Genomic DNA, 14,967 nt, shown 5'->3' on the forward strand with positions numbered 1-14,967 from the left:
CATCCCGGCTCTATCGACAAAGGAGAAACCTATGTTCTGGAGGACCAAGGACACTGCTGCGCAGCGAAACTCGGGTCGTTCCAGCAGGACGAGGCACCTCGACACGGTGGCAACCGAGTACGGTCACGTCGTTCTCGACGGTGCAGCCGGCCGGTACTGGCACCTCAACGACAGTGCGCTGATCGTGTCACGTTGCCTGCGTGAGGGTGGCAGTCGCGAGGACGCGGCCGCGGCGTTGGTCGACACGTTCGCCATCGACCCGGCACTGGCGAGACGCGACGTCGACGCTGCCTACCGTCAACTCGAAGGGGTCGGTCTGCTGTGAGTGACGTACTGCCACACATTCCTTCGACCCTCGGTCCGCTCCCCACTCTCGGCATCAAGGCGAGCGTCGGAATCGCCAAGGGCCTGAGTCGAATGCCTCCGGATGTCCTGCGTTCGTTCCTCGAACGGATCGCAACCGGCGCTCGGCCGGCGACCTACGAGGAGGCTCGTCTGGCTCGCGATGCAGTCCTGACCGCCAGCCCCTACAGCAGAGGTGGATCGGCTTGTCTGCCTCGCTCCCTTGCGACGGTGTTGGTGTGCCGTGCACGAGGCACGTGGCCACAATGGTGCGTGGGCGTGCTCTCGTCGCCGCCGTTCACCGCCCATGCGTGGATCGAGGTCGACGGAGTGATAGTCGATGAACCGATGGCCAAGTCCGACTTCTCGACATTCTTCTCCGTCTCCTCGAAATCGATGCTGCCGCAGTCTGTGTGAGCTGGACTCCAGGCTGCGCCTCATGAACTCGGGACGTCGGACGTCGACCGCGCCGTCGACCGCCGTCGATCCCGTACCGGAGGACTCGATACGGGCCCCGGAGTGAATCGACCGATCCCCTGAGTATGCGAAAGGAGGTGTGACACATGACCGAGGATTACCAAGCCCCGACCATCGTCGACCTGGGTAGCTTCCAGGACGAGACAGGTTTCGGCATCGGTGGCCAGGCCGAGGGCTGGAACCCGATCGCCGATCGCAAGAACTGACACCGGATCACAGAAGCTCGACCGGACAGAATCGAAAGGAAATACCGCCATGATCAAGGATTACGAATCTCCCGCTGTCGTCGACCTGGGTAGCTTCCAGGACGAGACAGGTTTCGGCATCGGTGGCCAGGCCGAGGGCTGGAACCCGATCGCGGATCGCAAGAACTGATCGTCGACGCCGCGAACATCGCGGCCTGATCAACCTCGGAAAGGAGGTGTAACGCGCATGTCGAAGCCATACGAAACACCTGCTGTTGCAGATCTGGGCCGTTTCCAGGACGAGACCGGAGAGTTCATCGGTCCGCACACCGAAGCGATCCTGCCGTTCGAGGATCACTCCAAGGAGTGAATCCGTCAGTCACATAGAACAATTCGAAACATCTCTACAATTCAGCGAGGAGTTCCATCGTGAACAAGCCATACGAAACACCTGCTGTTGCGGATCTGGGCCGTTTCCAGGACGAGACCGGAGAGTTCATCGGTCCGCACACCGAAGCGATCCTGCCGTTCGAGGATCACTCCAAGGAGTGACACTGCACCCGGTACGGCGACCCGGCACGATCATGTGCCGGGTCGCCGGTCCGGGATCCGATTCCGAGTCGTACCCAACTGTTGTGGCAACAACGTAGAAGGAGCGTCGATGACGATGGCACTGCACGGGCAGTCGAGCGATTCCGTTGGCACATCCGTATACCCGAACCGATCCGACGTACCGGCCCTCGAGGCCAGGGACGTTCGGATGCGCTACGGGTCGATCGATGTGTTGACCGGGGTCGATCTTCGTGTCGAGGCGGGCGAAGTGGTTGCATTGCTCGGGCCGAACGGCGCGGGTAAGACGACCACCATCGAGATTCTCGAGGGAATTCGCCGCCGGTCGAGTGGGTACGTGCGTGTGTTGGGAGTCGATCCCGCCCACGGCGACGAAGAATGGCAGTCGCGCATCGGTGTCGTGTTGCAGTCATGGCGTGATCATCGTCGATGGAAAGTTCGAGAGTTGTTGCTGCACTTGGCACAGCATTATCGGGTACTCGGGCCGTCGGGTGGCCGACTGCCATACGACACGGACGAGTTACTGGATGCTGTCGGTCTGACCGACCGAGCACAGACCAAGGTCGGTCGACTCTCCGGAGGCCAACGGCGTCGTCTCGACGTCGCGATCGGACTCGTCGGAAATCCCGAACTGTTGTTCTTGGACGAACCGACAGTCGGGTTCGATCCCGAAGCGCGCCAGGACTTTCACGAACTCATCGGGTCGATCACCCGCACGCGGCGAACGGCCGTCGTACTGACCACCCACGATCTGGTCGAGGCCGAGCTTCTCGCAGATTCGGTGGCGATTCTGGTAGATGGACGTGTCGTCGCGCGTGGAACCACCGAGCAGCTCGCCCGCCGGTACGCCTGGGGTACCGCGGTGTCGTACCGGCTCCGTGGACGTTCGCAGACGGCGACGGTCGACAACGCCACCGAGTTCGTGCGTGAACTGTTGGCCTCGGGGGGCTCCCAGGTGACCGATCTCGTCGTCCGGCCACTGAATTTGCAGGACGCCTACCTGCACATGATTCGAAGTGCCGATCCCGTTGCCGCGGAGCTCGATCCGAGTCCAGATGAAGGAAAGGTGCTCTTCCATGCTCATTGATACCGTCCGTCTCGGTCTCGGCCGCGGGCTGATCGAATTCAGACAGAGCCTTACCCTCGTCCTCAACTACATCTTCTTTCCGTGCATCGCTCTGATCGTCATGTATTTCCTTCGAGGAGTGGAGGTGTCGGGCTCCGGAACCTCGCTCGGTAGTTTCGCCATCCCCGGAGTGCTCGCGATCAACGTGCTGTTCAGCGGACTGATGGGGTTGGCCACCAACCTCATCGCCGAGCGGGAGGACGGAAGTCTGCTGCGCGTGAAATCTTTGCCCTACGGTATTCACACCTATCTCGTCGGCAAGATCAGCAGCCAGGTGGCCCTCACGTTCATCACCTTCTGCGTCGTACTGATCGGAGCGAGTGTGCTGTTCGGGCAGTTCGTCTCGGCCGATCCGATCGAACTAGCAAACCTTGTGTGGATTCTGCCCCTCGGCATGACGGCTACTCTGCCGTTCGGAGCGATCCTGGGTTCGCTCGTCAAGAACCCGCGGAACCTGAGTTTCGTATCGCTTCTGCTCATGGCGCTGGTGAGCGTGTCCGGCGTGTTGTACCCGCTGGCGAACCAGGCGTCCTGGATGCAGGCGATCGGACAGGCGACTCCGCTCTACTGGCTGGGCCAGGCCCTGCGCGCTGCTCTCCTCGGTGATGCCGCAGCCGCTTCGGAGATCGGTGGGCGGTGGCACCTGGCCGAGACCGCATTGGTTCTCGGTGCTTGGAGCGTCGTCGGATGCATCGCGGCGGTGTTCGTGCTCCGGCGCGCGGCACGGCGCGATGCGGGTGCCAAGATATCCGGAGCCGTCTCCTCGCGTGCCGAGTGATCACACTCCGTCAGTCCGAGACCAAACCCGCAGTGTGGGCGAACACCACGCATTGAATTCGGTCGCGAACATCGAGTTTGCGCAGTACCCGCCCAACGTGTGTCTTGACGGTAACCTCCGCGATGAACAGCTTGTCCGCGATTTCGGAATTGTTCAGTCCCTGTGCGATTGCCTCGAGTACGTCACGTTCGCGGTCCGTCAGCGACTCCCAGCGACGCCGAACGGAATCGTCGGCGGGAATACCGGCACGTTGCGGGGATACCGAGCACAGCAGTTGCCGAGTCATTTGCGGCGAGACGACCGCAGTGCCGCGGTGAGTGGTCTCGATGGCGGACAGAAGTGCGTCGGGCGGAGTGTCCTTGAGCAAGAATCCGCTCGCCCCCGCCATGATGGCGTTGTACGCCAGGTTGTCCACCGCGTATGTCGTGACAATGAGGATCTTGGGAGGCGCGTCGAGGTCGAGGATCCGCGCAGTGGCGTCCACTCCGTTCAGTCCGGGCATGTCGATGTCCATCAAGACCACGTCGATCTCACCCGGCAAGCTCTCGACCAGGGAAACTGCGTCGATCCCGTTCGTTGCTTCGCCGACGACGGTCGTTCCGCTGCCGGACTCGACGATCATTCGCAGCCCAGCTCGGAACAGTTCACTGTCGTCGACGATGACAGTGCGAATCATTGTCCCCCCGAAGGATCGAGTCAGCTGATGGCGATCAGTTGTTTCTGGTGCGAACATACCGGTTGTTCGAGCTGCGATCGTCGGAGCTGAGAGGAATCGTGGCCCGAACGACGAATCCACCGTCGGGCGGCGACCCGGCGAACAGTGTTCCGCGCAGGGAATCGACGCGCTCGCGCATACCGAGTAGCCCGAAGCCGTCCGTAGTGCACTCTGCGGCACCCACTTCGGCAGCCGACCCGTCACCGTCGTCACTGACTTCGACTTTCACGTTCTCCGCGGTGACGTCGACCGATGCAGTCACCTTGGTCACCGAGGTACCGGCATGTTTGCGAACGTTGGTCAACGACTCCTGCACGATTCTGTAGACGGCTTCCTGCACCGTTGGTGGCAGCTCGCAATGACGGCCCTCCACAGTCAAATCCGTGGCGACGGTATCGGACGCGGCCGATTCGACCAGGAACTCGAGATTCGAAACGACGGGCGAGGTGCGCGTCATGTCCGCTGGTTCGTCTCGGAGCAGCTTGAGCAACTTTCGGAACTCGGAAAGCGAATCACGACAATGGGTGTTGATCATGCGGAGCGAATTCTTGTGTTCTTCCGCCAGTTCGGGGGATGACCGCAACGTTCCCTCGGACATGGTGAGGATGCCGGCCAGACTGTGTGAGATCACGTCATGAAGGTCGCGCGCGATGCGGGCACGTTCTTCTGCTGCGGCTATCTGCGCCAAATGGTCCTGCTCGCGTTCGAGTTGGTCGGCACGGGTACGCAGAGTTTCGTCGTGCACACGACGTAAGGCGGTATGGGTGCCCCACAGCCACACCGCGACGGTCGTCGTCCCGATGGCCGAGAGTGGCACTGCAGATGCCGCGAACGTCTCACCCCACCGGATCGCGGCAATTACCGCGCCCGCCACGACGGCTGCCGCACACAGCAGTGCCGCACGGCGTGGGGCGTGTGCTGCCACCGCGTACACCCCGGCCAGCAACATGAGATTCGCCGGGATCGGGCCGAAACCTTCGATCAACTGGACGGTGCCGGCAGCCGACATCACGGCGAAGGACCGCAGCGGATGGCGATGCGCGAACAACCATGGCAGACACAGGCCCAGTGCAATGGCCATCAAGAGAACTGTCGTCGTACCGCGCCAGTACACGCCTACCGAGACCGCTCCCGTATAGGAAAGGATGCCGAAGCAGAGAACACCGCGTCCGATGGCTCGGACGCGGTGTTGCTCGGATCCAGTGGTGAGCATCATGCGGCGATGATAACGGGACCAGGTGGTCCGTAGTGTTTTCGAGCAGGCCCCGCGAATCGCCGAGACGTTGTCGGATCAACTGGAGAAGATGTTGCTCACCGCGTCGTGCAGCTCACCGTACTGAGCGATCGACGGATTGACCACGAAGAAGATCCACAGGGCGGCCGACGCCACGGATACGCACAACACGATCATCGACAGGACGAATCCCGTGCGCGCGACCCCGGTTGCAGTGCGCCGCGTCGCCCGCCACCCCAGAACGACGCCGGTTGCGGCGAGCGCGACCGGGACGAAGCCGGCGAACGGAAAGATCACCAGCACGGGTGTGAGAACGAAGGCGAGCAGTGCTGCGGTGAGCGAAGCGGCACCGCGCCCGTCGGGGCGCTGATGCGTACGCCCCGGTTCGGTGTACTCCGTGCGAGTGATAGTTCGATTGTCGGTCATGGTCGATTCTCCTTTCGCTGCGATATCACTGAACGTGAATGTCCTTGCGGTCGAGTGCCCTGCCGGTCATTGCGACGACTACGGCAGTGAGCAGTGCCGCGGCCGTCAGGACCGACAGTGCGGCTCCGGTGGTCAGCGAACCCGAGTCACCGAAAGTTCCGGAGGCCAGTTGGGTTGCGCGAGTTGCCAGGGCGTAGGGCAACACGAAGATTGCCTCGGTCACCTCGGCGGTGAGGAAGAACACCGATATCCCGGCCCCGACGAGAGCGATGGCAATCGGCACAGCAAACGACCTGATCGCCATCGACAGACCGGATTGCAAAGCCGCCACCGGTAGCGACCCCACCACAACGAGTGCACTGGTCGCGAAGAGCTCGGAAGGAAGCATCCCCTCGAGCGAGAAGACCACCTTGCCGAGAACGACGACAGCTGCCAGCATGACGATGTTCATGATCGCGGTCAGCGTTGCCACCGCAGCCGCCTTTGCGATGGCGATGCGCGTCGACGGAACCGGCCCACTCATCAGGGCATTCCAATTTCCTCCTCGGTGTTCTGATTTCCACGCCAGCGAGGCCAGTACGGCAACGCCGAGTGCGAGTGGGAACAGGCCGTAGAACACGACTGTGCGCAACCACAATGTGCGCCATCCCTCGGCCAGTTCTGCGCCCGACGCGATCGTGTTGAACGTTCCTACCCCCGCGATGATCAGAGGGAGCAGGACGACGACCGCCCATGCCTGCGAGCGCCTGAGTTTGATCATTTCCGCCGAGAACGCGTTCATGCCCGTACCTCCTGTCGATCGAGTCGAACGGTCGTGAACCAGAACAACACTGCCCCGACAACTCCGAGGGCGATGATGCTGGCGTAGGACGGGTTCAGCGTCACCACCTGCTCGCCTCGGTAGTCGGCGGCAGAGGCCAAGGAGTAGTACCCCCACGGCGTCAGGTGTGCTGCCCATGACGGGAATCCTGAGGCGCAGATCGCGATGACGGTACCCACGATGCCTACTCCGAGCGCGACCAGTTGGTTGTCCACTCGCGCCGAGATCAGCAGATGCAGACCGAGTATTACCAGGTTGGCCGTCACCGCCGCCGCCGTGTAGCCCAACCACAGACCGGCAGGCAACGGTTGGTCCACTCCGATGGCGGTCCCCAGAAATACACCTGCAGCACTGGCCGCAACCGTCGCGCCACCGACAACGAGGCCCGTGGAGACGAGCTTCGCGCGAACGAGCGCTCCGCGGTCGGCTCCCTGGGTCTGGTTCGACAACCAGCCGTTGGACTGGTGCTCGACTTCCACTGTGCGGCTGGCCATCACTGCAATCAGCAGCGGCGACGCGATGGGGACGGCAAGGGACAGACCGGCCAGTGGCAGTGCCCAGGAGACCACAGTCGAATCGTTCGACGTTGCCGCGGTGAGAGCGCCGACGAAGGTCAACCCTACGATCGCGGCGACCAACAATGCGGCGATCGCGCCGATGTGCAGGTGCCTGAGTTTGGCGAATTCGTTGCGTACGGTCGTCACAACCGGCCACCCTTCGTCAGATTCATGAATACGTCTTCGAGGGACTGATCCTCGCGCCGAACGCCGTAGACGCCTGCGTTTGCGCCGACGAGTTCCGTTACCACCTGTGCGGTACCGCGATCATCGATGCCGGACAACCGCAACGTGTGATCGTCGATCTGCACCGGGATCTTCTGTTGCAGCACCGAACTCGCGCGAAGAGGGTCGATCGCGTCGATGAGCACGTCCGGAGTGGATGCGGCGAACAGCTCGTCGCGGGTGCCTTGGAAAATCAGACGGCCCTGGCTCAGGATTCCGAGCATGTTCGCCGTCTTGTCGATCTCGCCGAGCAAATGGCTGGAGACCATCACTGTCACACCGTGTTCGGCGAGATGGCGGAGCAAGCCGCGGATCTCTTCGATGCCGGCCGGGTCCAAGCCGTTGGTGGGCTCGTCCAGGATCAGAAGTCGTGGTTCGCGCGCGAGTGCCATCGCGATGCCCAGGCGCTGTTTCATTCCCAGTGAGTAGTTCTTCACCCTCTTGTCGAGGTGTTCCTGCAAACGGACAGTGGCCACAGCCCGCTCGATCTGTGCGGCGTGCAGCCCGAGCGAGCGTTGCACGATCCGAAGGTTCTCCGCACCCGTGAGATGTCCGTATCCGGGTGGAGATTCGATGAGTGATCCGATGTGTGAGAGCAATTCGCGGCGGGTGTCGTGATTCATCGACATACCCAGGATCTCCACCTCACCCGAGGTCGGTCGAATCAGGGACAGCAGCATCTTCATGGTCGTCGATTTGCCCGATCCGTTCGGACCGAGAAAGCCGTAGACGCAGCCCTCAGGAATGCGAAGGTTCACGTCGTCGACGACGGTGTGCGTGTCGTAGCGCTTGCCGAGGCTGTGAGTTCTGACGATGTCCATACCCCGACTGTTCCGCATTCGGCCTGGAGAATCGTCCGCCTGCAGGAGTATTTCGGAGGGTATACCCAGGTATACCCTCCCGTCAGCCGCCGGTACCCGGACCGACCAGTCCCGACTCGTAAGCGGCGATCACTGCCTGGGTGCGATCACGTACCCCCAGCTTGGACAATATGCGCCCCACGTGGGCTTTCACGGTTACTTCCGACACCGTGATCGCAGCGCCAATCTCCGCGTTGGACAGCCCGCTCGAGAGGTGGACAAGGACTTCACGTTCACGTGGAGTCAAATCGGCGAGTTGTTCGGTAGAGGTGGAGACCGGTCGCGCTCGGGGCGCGGAAGCGGAAGTGAAATGCTCGATCAAGCGCCGCGTGGTACTCGGGGCGACCACCGAATCTCCCTCGTGCACATGCTGAATAGCCGATATCAGCTCGTCGACCGGAGCGTCCTTGACGAGAAAACCGTCGGCACCTGCTCGAAGCGCGTCGAACACGTACTCGTCGAGGTCGAAGGTGGTCAGTATCAGTATTTTCGAGTTCGTCGTCTGCACGATGTCACGGGTTGCTTCGATGCCGTCCATCACCGGCATTCTGACGTCCATGAGAACGACGTCGGGGGTGGTCGCCCGAACTACGTCGATGCCTTCGCGTCCGTCGGCAGCTTCGCCGACTATCTGCACCTCGGGGCGCGAGCCGAGCACCAGTTTCAGTCCGGCTCGCACGAGGTTCTGATCATCCACCAGCACAACCGATATCGTCACCGTGCCGCCTCGGCAGGCAGTGAGACCGCGACGTGGAATCCGTCCGCGGTGGGGCCTGCGTCGAAGGTGCCGCCCTGCGCGAGAACTCGCTCCCGCATACCCATCAGCCCCCATCCGGACGCAGACGACGAATGGGCTCCGCGTCCATCGTCCGCTACGGTCAATTCGATCGTCGCCGGTCCGTAGTTCAGATGCACTCGCACGGCTCGAACCTCCGGTCCCGCGTGTTTGCGCACGTTGGTCAACGACTCCTGAATCACACGGTAGATCACCAGCTGCAGACCGGGCGGCAACTCGACGGGCTCGCCGGTCACGCGATAGTCGATCGGAATGCCCACCGCCCGCGATCGCTCGACGAGCCCGTCGAGCTGGGCGATACCCGGTGCAGGGACCCGGTCGACCGGATCGTCGGAATGCAGAACGGTGAGCATCGACCGCATCTCGGTCATTGCTTCTCGACCGGTGTCTCGAACGGTCTCCATTGCCGCGGCGGCCGCATCGGGATCCTGCCGGACGGTGCCGGCGGCACCCTCCGACAGCAACACGATCGCACTCAGGCTGTGGGACACGATGTCGTGTATCTCGCGGGCAATTCGGGTTCGTTCGGCCGCGGCAGCGTCCCGTTCCATCTGCTCGGCGCGGAGCTGCAGGCTGTGGACGTACTCGTTGCGTACGCGCGCCAGCATTCCGGTCAGCCACGCGATCGCCACGATCAGCACCAGCAGCCCCACGTCACCGAAGGACATGCTGTACCGCTCCATCGACGGCATCGTCATGGTGATCGTCCACGCGGCCACCGCGAGGGCCGCAGGAACCGAGTTCGACTGCGGCCGACTCCGAGCGACGGCGTGCAGAGCGGGAACCAGCATCACATCTGCGACCAGCAGCTCCACCCCGAGTGCGAGTTGCAGATAGGCGGTCGCCACGATCACCGAGAACATCGACAAAGGGCGACGGCGATGGAAGACGTACGGCAGACACAGTCCGACAGGGAGGGCATATGCCATCCAGGAGACCGCGTCGACGGGTGACGCGAAGCCCTGCACGGGCAGGTTGTAAGCAAAGACCGCAGCCGCGACAACGCAGTCGAGCAACCTGTGATTGCGCAGGCTCGATCGGACACCATCGATCACGGTCATCGCCCGATACCGTACTGGACAAGCGCAGTGGGGTCACGTCTCAGCGAGTGGGAAACGACGACACCTCCCGTCGACGCGGCTCTTCGCGCGCCCAATCGCTACGTTCCCGGCACTGACGGGTCTTGCGGTTCGGGCAGGGTGAAGAACTGGCTACGGAGCCAGCGTCGGCAAGTTCTTCGAGATGCTCGACGTCAATGCTTTACCGACGATCGCAGCGAGCCCGGGGATCGGCGCGTCGAATCCGATCGTGTAATCGAGTTCGGTGCCGCCGTCCGGGGTCGGAGTCAATCTCTGCGTACCCCAATGACCGCGTAGCGGACCGCCTTTGGTGATGCGGTACTCGATGAGCGAGTTGGGCTCCGAGGTGGTGGTGGTTTCCTCGAACGCGGGCAGCGGTCCGAGCTTCAGGCTGCGAGTCGAACCGACTCCGTTGCGTGTGGTGTCGCCGTCTCGCACGCGATCGATCTTCGCCATGAACAGCGGCCCGAGATTTTCGTGCTCGGCCAGTACGGCGAACACGACCTCGGGCGGAGAAACGAACCGGTGGGTGACGTGGACGCGGGTCGGGGTCGGCATGGTTGGGAGATCCGTTCGCTCGGGGTCGTGCAGAGTCGACTCACAGTAGCGTCGATCACGGAAAGAAAAAGGGACCCACTCGATCGAATCGAGTGGGTCCCTTCTCGTGGTCCAACTGTCGGGGTGGCGGGATTCGAACCCACGACCTCTTCGTCCCGAACGAAGCGCGCTACCAAGCTGCGCCACACCCCGTGTACCGCTGGAGAAGTCTAACTCACGACTGCCTCGGAACGCGAAACGCCCTCGTCGGAGGAGTTTTTCGGACCCATTCTGGGAGCCGGGGTGAGCGTGATCAGTGTTGCCTCGGGCCTGCAGCAGAACCGTGCAGGCGCGTAGGGCGAGGTGCCGATGCCCGCCGAGACGTGCAGCTGGGTGTGCGCGCCCCACTTCGACGGACCCTTGACCCGCGAGCGGTCGATCTCGCAGTTGGTCACCAGTGCGCCGTAGAACGGCAGGCACAGCTGCCCGCCGTGGGTGTGTCCGGCGAGGACCAGGTCATAACCGTCGGCGGCGAACTTGTCCAACACGCGCGGCTCCGGCGAGTGGGTGATGCCCAGGCGGAGGTCGGCCAACGGATTCGGCTGTCCGGCGATGGTGTCGTATCGGTCTCGCTTCAGGTGCGGATCGTCGACGCCCGCCGCGGCGATGCGTACTCCTGCGATCTCGAGCTCGCGACGGACATGCGTGACATCGAGCCAACCGCGCTCGGAGAATGCGGCCCGCAGATCTCGCCAGGGCAACGAGTCGCCGGTGGTGCGCTTGTGGTTCTTGTCGAAGTACTTGAACGGGTTCTTCGGTGTGGGCGCGAAGTAGTCGTTGCTGCCGAACACGAACAGGCCGGGCCGCGCCAGCATCGGCCCCAATGCCTGCACGACGCTGGGAACAGCACGCTGGTGGGAGAGATTGTCTCCGGTGTTGACCACCAGATCGGGCTCGAGCCGGTCCAGTTCACGTAGCCAGTTCTGCTTCATCCGCTGGCCGGGCATCATGTGCAGGTCGCTGATATGGAGCACGCGCAGAGTCGCAGATCCCGGCTCCAGTATGGCCATCGACGTCTCGCGAAGGGTGAATGCATTGCGCTCGATGAGCGTGGCATACCCGAGACCCAACGCCGCGGCACCGGCCGTCCCGATCACGGAACTTCTCAGCGGCGAGGCCCGGACCGCGTCCCGCGCGTGCTCTGCAGCGGAGCGAAGTTGCGTGGAGGCACTGCGCAGTTGCGTCGAAGTACGGAGAATCGAGGGACTCAATTGGGCGGACACCTCGTCCACGATACGGCAGCGACGGGATATGGACGTGCGAGCTGCAGGCCGGGCCGCGTAGCGTTTCGACCATGTCCGAACTCAAGGCTCGACTCCGTACCGACCTCACCGCAGCGATGAAAGCGAAGGACAAACTTCGCCTGGCGACGCTGCGCATGCTGCTCGCCGCCATCCAGACCGAGGAGGTCTCCGGCAAGGAGGCCCACGATCTGACCGATGACGACGTCCTGAAGGTGCTGGCCAAGGAAGCGAAGAAGCGCGGCGAGTCGGCCGAGATCTATACCCAGAACGGCCGCGGGGAACTCGCAGCGAACGAGCGTGCCGAGGCGCAGATCATCGACGAGTACCTGCCCACTCCGCTCACCGACGAGGAGTTGGCCAACATCGTCGACACCGCCATCGCGCAGGTTGCCGAGGACATCGGGGAGCGGCCGGCGATGAAGCAGATGGGTCAGGTCATGAAGGTCGCCTCGGGCCTTGCTGCAGGCAAGGCCGATGGATCGCGCCTGTCGAAGGCCGTCAAAGATCGCTTGTAGTACCTGCTGCGGTGGTGCGGATCAGTACCCTCTGGGCACATGAACCGCACCACCGCCTCGGGCGTCAGCGCGGGGCCGTGAGGCCGGGGATGCCCGGAATCTGAATCCCCGGCGGCAGGTCCGGTATCTGAATGTTCGGCAAGGTCGGCGTCGGAGGCGGCGGCGGTCGAACCGAACCGTCACTGACGTAGAGCGTGATGTTGGATCCGGGTACCGCAGACCCCGACGGCGACGTCGACAACACTGTGCCGCGAGCAGCCTGGCCGGCCGTCGTCACGACGGTCACCTGGAAGCCTGCACCCTGCAGGGTGGATGTCGCCGAAGACTGGCTCTGGCCGGTCACATCGGGGACCTGACCGTTTGCAGAGCCTCGGACGTATTTCTGGTCGACGGGTGGCAACGCGATGGGGCCGAAGTCCGTCGCGATCGGGGCCATCGCGTCGAACCAGGTTCGGGCGGGCTCGTTGCCGCCGTAGAGGTTGCCGGAGCTGCAGGGCCGTAGCGGGAACGAGCAGATCTCGCTCGGCGTCGGAGAGTCACCGTAGGTGTACACGGCGGCGGCGTAGTGGTTGGTGAATCCGAGGAATCCGGAGGAGCGGTTGGACTCGGTGGTACCGGTCTTACCGGACATCGGCAGGCTCCAGCCGGCCGAGTTCGCGGCCGAGGCGGATGTACCGCCTGCTTGATCGTCCTTGCTCATGGCATTGGCCAGGGTGTTCGCCAAACCGGGCTCGACGACCTGCTCGCACGCCTGGTGCGCGACCGGTACGGGCTTGCCATTGCGATCGAAGATCGAATCGATGGGGGTGGGCGGGCACCACTTGCCGCCGGAGGCCAACGTGGCGGCCACGTTGGACAGCTCCAGGGGATTGACCCAGGTGGGTCCGAGGGTGAACGAGCCGAGGTTCTGGCTCTTCTGGAAGTCGGCCATCGACTGATCGGTGCCCGAGGAACCCGGGTCGGTGTACGAGCGCAGGCCCAGGCGCACGGCCATGTCGACCGTCGGCGTGACACCGACGGATTCGATCAGCTTGACGAACGCGGTGTTGGGAGACTGCGCGAGCGCGTCGGTGATCGACAGTGCAGGCGGGTAGTTGCCGGCGTTCTCCACGCAGTAGGTGGCAGCGGGGCAGTTCCGCGCACCACCGTTGCCCACGCCTTTGACCTCGACGCGCTTGGGTACCTGCAGTATCGCGCTGGTGCCGAGTCCGCGTTCCATGGCCGCCGCTGTGGTGAACACCTTGAAGATGGAGCCCGCTCCGTTGCCGACCAGCGAGTGCGGTTGTGGCTGCACGGTTTCGTCGGCGTCTGCGTTGAGGCCGTAGGTACGGCTGCTGCCCATCGCGAGCACGCGGTGTTGATCCTGGCCCGGCGCGACGACGTTCATGACGGTGGCGACCCCGTCGAGTGACGGGCTGGTGTTCTGAACGAGAGCGGCCTTGGTGGAGTTCTGCACCTTGGGGTCGAGCGTGGTGCGGATGAGGTATCCGCCCTTGTCGATCTGTTCCTGGCTGATTCCGGCCTCGGCGAGGTATTGCAGTGCGTAGTCGCAGAAGAAGCCGCGGTCACCCGCCGCGATGCAGCCGCGGGGGAGTGTTTGGGGCACCGGCAGGACGCCGAGCGGCTCGGCCTTGAGCGCACGGAGTTCGTCTGCGCGCTCGGGAAGGTTCTGGATCATCGTGTCGAGCACGGTGTTCCGTCGTTCGAGTACGCCCTCTTCGTTGGTGTACGGGTTCAGGGCCGAACTGGACTGCACCATGCCTGCGAGCATCGCGGCCTGGACGGCGCTGAGCTGGCTGGCATCGATGCCGAAGTAGGTCCGGGCGGCGTCTTGGATGCCGAAGGACGAATTACCGAACGGAACCAGGTTGAGGTACCGGGTGAGGATCTCGTCCTTGGTCAGTTCCTTGTCGAGCGTCAGCGCCATCCGGATCTCGCGGATCTTGCGAGCGGGCGTGGTCTCGATGGCCGCGCGGCGTTCGGCGTCGGTCTTGGCGACCACGAGCAGCTGATAGTTCTTCACGTACTGCTGATCGATGGTGGACGCGCCCTGCTCCACCTGGCCGCTGGTGGTGTTGGTCAGGAATGCGCGCAGCGTGCCCTGCCAGTCCACCCCTCGATGTTCGGCGAAGCGACGGTCCTCGATCGAGACGATGGCGAGCTTCATCTCGTTGGAGATCTTGTCGCTCGGTACCTCGAAACGGCGCTGCTCGTACAGCCAGGCGATGGGGTTGCCGTCGATGTCGGTCATCGTCGAGACGGCAGGCACGTCGCCCTCGACCAGCTCCGCCGAGACGTTGTCGACGGTATCGGCGGCACGGTTGGAGGCATATCCGAAGCCACCGGCCAAGGGGAACATCACGCCGGCGAGCAAGGCACCGGCGAGTGCAGAACATCCGGCGAGCTTCGCCACGGTTTTTC

20 protein-coding genes and 1 tRNA gene are annotated in these 14,967 nt (G+C 63.3%); 9 read left to right on the forward strand and 12 right to left on the reverse strand.

The window, feature by feature from the left end:
- The first annotated feature begins 31 nt into the window (after positions 1–31).
- From ACOQFP_RS10410 to ACOQFP_RS10445, 8 genes are all read left to right on the forward strand, one after another.
- Positions 32–325, forward strand: coding sequence for a lasso peptide biosynthesis PqqD family chaperone (locus ACOQFP_RS10410; protein ID WP_080730710.1), 294 nt, complete (start codon positions 32–34; stop codon positions 323–325).
- The gene (locus ACOQFP_RS10415) at positions 322–759 is read left to right on the forward strand and encodes a lasso peptide biosynthesis B2 protein (RefSeq protein ID WP_421584274.1); all 438 of its coding nucleotides are present in this window, start codon (positions 322–324) and stop codon (positions 757–759) included. The genes ACOQFP_RS10410 and ACOQFP_RS10415 overlap by 4 nt, the downstream gene beginning before the upstream one ends.
- A 146-nt stretch (positions 760–905) precedes the next feature.
- The gene (locus tag ACOQFP_RS10420) at positions 906–1,025 is read left to right on the forward strand and encodes a keywimysin-related RiPP (protein WP_141216059.1); all 120 of its coding nucleotides are present in this window, start codon (positions 906–908) and stop codon (positions 1,023–1,025) included.
- A gap of 49 nt (positions 1,026–1,074) precedes the next feature.
- Positions 1,075–1,194, forward strand: a complete 120-nt coding sequence (locus tag ACOQFP_RS10425; protein WP_121872028.1) for a lasso RiPP family leader peptide-containing protein — start codon at positions 1,075–1,077, stop codon at positions 1,192–1,194.
- 57 nt (positions 1,195–1,251) lie between these two features.
- Positions 1,252–1,374, forward strand: coding sequence for a hypothetical protein (locus ACOQFP_RS10430; RefSeq protein WP_254925626.1), 123 nt, complete (start codon positions 1,252–1,254; stop codon positions 1,372–1,374).
- A 59-nt stretch (positions 1,375–1,433) separates the two neighbouring features.
- Positions 1,434–1,556: a hypothetical protein gene (locus ACOQFP_RS10435; RefSeq protein WP_274610978.1), complete on the forward strand. Its 123-nt coding sequence runs from the start codon at positions 1,434–1,436 to the stop codon at positions 1,554–1,556.
- A 109-nt stretch (positions 1,557–1,665) separates the two neighbouring features.
- Complete coding sequence (locus tag ACOQFP_RS10440; RefSeq protein WP_421584275.1) at positions 1,666–2,661, forward strand: ABC transporter ATP-binding protein; 996 nt, start codon at positions 1,666–1,668, stop codon at positions 2,659–2,661.
- Positions 2,651–3,478 carry an ABC transporter permease gene (locus ACOQFP_RS10445; protein WP_032380017.1) on the forward strand — a complete coding sequence of 276 codons (828 nt, stop codon included), beginning with the start codon at positions 2,651–2,653 and terminating at the stop codon, positions 3,476–3,478. The genes ACOQFP_RS10440 and ACOQFP_RS10445 overlap by 11 nt, the downstream gene beginning before the upstream one ends.
- A gap of 10 nt (positions 3,479–3,488) precedes the next feature.
- On the opposite strand, the gene ACOQFP_RS10450 is transcribed toward ACOQFP_RS10445, so the two are convergent.
- The 11 genes from ACOQFP_RS10450 to ACOQFP_RS10500 form a co-directional block, all read right to left on the reverse strand.
- On the reverse strand, positions 3,489–4,154 hold the full coding sequence (locus tag ACOQFP_RS10450) for a response regulator (RefSeq protein ID WP_421584276.1): 666 nt from the start codon (positions 4,152–4,154) through the stop codon (positions 3,489–3,491).
- Positions 4,155–4,188: 34 nt separating this feature from the next.
- Positions 4,189–5,409, reverse strand: coding sequence for a sensor histidine kinase (locus ACOQFP_RS10455; RefSeq protein ID WP_421584277.1), 1,221 nt, complete (start codon positions 5,407–5,409; stop codon positions 4,189–4,191).
- A gap of 75 nt (positions 5,410–5,484) precedes the next feature.
- Positions 5,485–5,853: a hypothetical protein gene (locus tag ACOQFP_RS10460; protein WP_421584278.1), complete on the reverse strand. Its 369-nt coding sequence runs from the start codon at positions 5,851–5,853 to the stop codon at positions 5,485–5,487.
- 25 nt (positions 5,854–5,878) lie between these two features.
- Positions 5,879–6,634, reverse strand: coding sequence for an ABC transporter permease (locus tag ACOQFP_RS10465; RefSeq protein WP_206490904.1), 756 nt, complete (start codon positions 6,632–6,634; stop codon positions 5,879–5,881).
- The gene (locus ACOQFP_RS10470) at positions 6,631–7,377 is read right to left on the reverse strand and encodes an ABC transporter permease (RefSeq protein ID WP_206490902.1); all 747 of its coding nucleotides are present in this window, start codon (positions 7,375–7,377) and stop codon (positions 6,631–6,633) included. Before ACOQFP_RS10470 ends, ACOQFP_RS10465 begins: the two co-directional genes overlap by 4 nt.
- Entirely contained in the window at positions 7,374–8,276 is a 903-nt protein-coding gene (locus tag ACOQFP_RS10475; RefSeq protein ID WP_421584279.1) for an ABC transporter ATP-binding protein, read from the reverse strand. The genes ACOQFP_RS10470 and ACOQFP_RS10475 overlap by 4 nt, the downstream gene beginning before the upstream one ends.
- 82 nt (positions 8,277–8,358) lie before the next feature.
- Positions 8,359–9,033, reverse strand: a complete 675-nt coding sequence (locus tag ACOQFP_RS10480) for a response regulator (protein WP_421584280.1) — start codon at positions 9,031–9,033, stop codon at positions 8,359–8,361.
- Positions 9,030–10,172: a sensor histidine kinase gene (locus ACOQFP_RS10485; protein WP_206490897.1), complete on the reverse strand. Its 1,143-nt coding sequence runs from the start codon at positions 10,170–10,172 to the stop codon at positions 9,030–9,032. Before ACOQFP_RS10485 ends, ACOQFP_RS10480 begins: the two co-directional genes overlap by 4 nt.
- Before the next feature lie 150 nt (positions 10,173–10,322).
- Positions 10,323–10,748, reverse strand: a complete 426-nt coding sequence (locus tag ACOQFP_RS10490; protein ID WP_421584281.1) for an SRPBCC family protein — start codon at positions 10,746–10,748, stop codon at positions 10,323–10,325.
- 118 nt (positions 10,749–10,866) lie between these two features.
- Positions 10,867–10,940, reverse strand: a tRNA-Pro gene (locus tag ACOQFP_RS10495).
- 17 nt (positions 10,941–10,957) lie between these two features.
- A complete protein-coding gene (locus ACOQFP_RS10500) occupies positions 10,958–11,896 on the reverse strand; it encodes a metallophosphoesterase (protein ID WP_421584347.1) in 939 nt (312 codons plus the stop codon).
- A gap of 185 nt (positions 11,897–12,081) precedes the next feature.
- Between ACOQFP_RS10500 and ACOQFP_RS10505 the strand changes: the two genes are divergently transcribed.
- Positions 12,082–12,546, forward strand: coding sequence for a GatB/YqeY domain-containing protein (locus ACOQFP_RS10505; RefSeq protein WP_206490894.1), 465 nt, complete (start codon positions 12,082–12,084; stop codon positions 12,544–12,546).
- A 64-nt stretch (positions 12,547–12,610) separates the two neighbouring features.
- Here ACOQFP_RS10505 and ACOQFP_RS10510 read toward each other — a convergent pair whose 3' ends face one another.
- Entirely contained in the window at positions 12,611–14,959 is a 2,349-nt protein-coding gene (locus ACOQFP_RS10510; RefSeq protein ID WP_206491404.1) for a penicillin-binding protein, read from the reverse strand.
- Between the last annotated feature and the right edge of the window lie 8 nt (positions 14,960–14,967).

Origin of the sequence: Rhodococcus sp. MALMAid1271, assembly GCF_049195265.1 — a bacterium.
In the GTDB taxonomy this organism is placed as follows: domain Bacteria; phylum Actinomycetota; class Actinomycetes; order Mycobacteriales; family Mycobacteriaceae; genus Rhodococcoides.

What these genes read in the sequence shown, in the direction of transcription:
- ACOQFP_RS10450 (WP_421584276.1), bottom strand. Translation starts at nt 4,154, where the DNA reads ATGATTCGCACTGTCATCGTCGACGACAGTGAACTGTTCCGAGCTGGG.
- ACOQFP_RS10505 (WP_206490894.1), top strand. Translation starts at nt 12,082, where the DNA reads ATGTCCGAACTCAAGGCTCGACTCCGTACCGACCTCACCGCAGCGATG.
- ACOQFP_RS10420 (WP_141216059.1), top strand. Translation starts at nt 906, where the DNA reads ATGACCGAGGATTACCAAGCCCCGACCATCGTCGACCTGGGTAGCTTC.
- ACOQFP_RS10475 (WP_421584279.1), bottom strand. Translation starts at nt 8,276, where the DNA reads ATGGACATCGTCAGAACTCACAGCCTCGGCAAGCGCTACGACACGCAC.
- ACOQFP_RS10410 (WP_080730710.1), top strand. Translation starts at nt 32, where the DNA reads ATGTTCTGGAGGACCAAGGACACTGCTGCGCAGCGAAACTCGGGTCGT.
- ACOQFP_RS10445 (WP_032380017.1), top strand. Translation starts at nt 2,651, where the DNA reads ATGCTCATTGATACCGTCCGTCTCGGTCTCGGCCGCGGGCTGATCGAA.
- ACOQFP_RS10490 (WP_421584281.1), bottom strand. Translation starts at nt 10,748, where the DNA reads ATGCCGACCCCGACCCGCGTCCACGTCACCCACCGGTTCGTTTCTCCG.
- ACOQFP_RS10440 (WP_421584275.1), top strand. Translation starts at nt 1,666, where the DNA reads ATGACGATGGCACTGCACGGGCAGTCGAGCGATTCCGTTGGCACATCC.
- ACOQFP_RS10460 (WP_421584278.1), bottom strand. Translation starts at nt 5,853, where the DNA reads ATGACCGACAATCGAACTATCACTCGCACGGAGTACACCGAACCGGGG.
- ACOQFP_RS10455 (WP_421584277.1), bottom strand. Translation starts at nt 5,409, where the DNA reads ATGATGCTCACCACTGGATCCGAGCAACACCGCGTCCGAGCCATCGGA.
- ACOQFP_RS10430 (WP_254925626.1), top strand. Translation starts at nt 1,252, where the DNA reads ATGTCGAAGCCATACGAAACACCTGCTGTTGCAGATCTGGGCCGTTTC.
- ACOQFP_RS10485 (WP_206490897.1), bottom strand. Translation starts at nt 10,172, where the DNA reads ATGACCGTGATCGATGGTGTCCGATCGAGCCTGCGCAATCACAGGTTG.
- ACOQFP_RS10425 (WP_121872028.1), top strand. Translation starts at nt 1,075, where the DNA reads ATGATCAAGGATTACGAATCTCCCGCTGTCGTCGACCTGGGTAGCTTC.
- ACOQFP_RS10465 (WP_206490904.1), bottom strand. Translation starts at nt 6,634, where the DNA reads ATGAACGCGTTCTCGGCGGAAATGATCAAACTCAGGCGCTCGCAGGCA.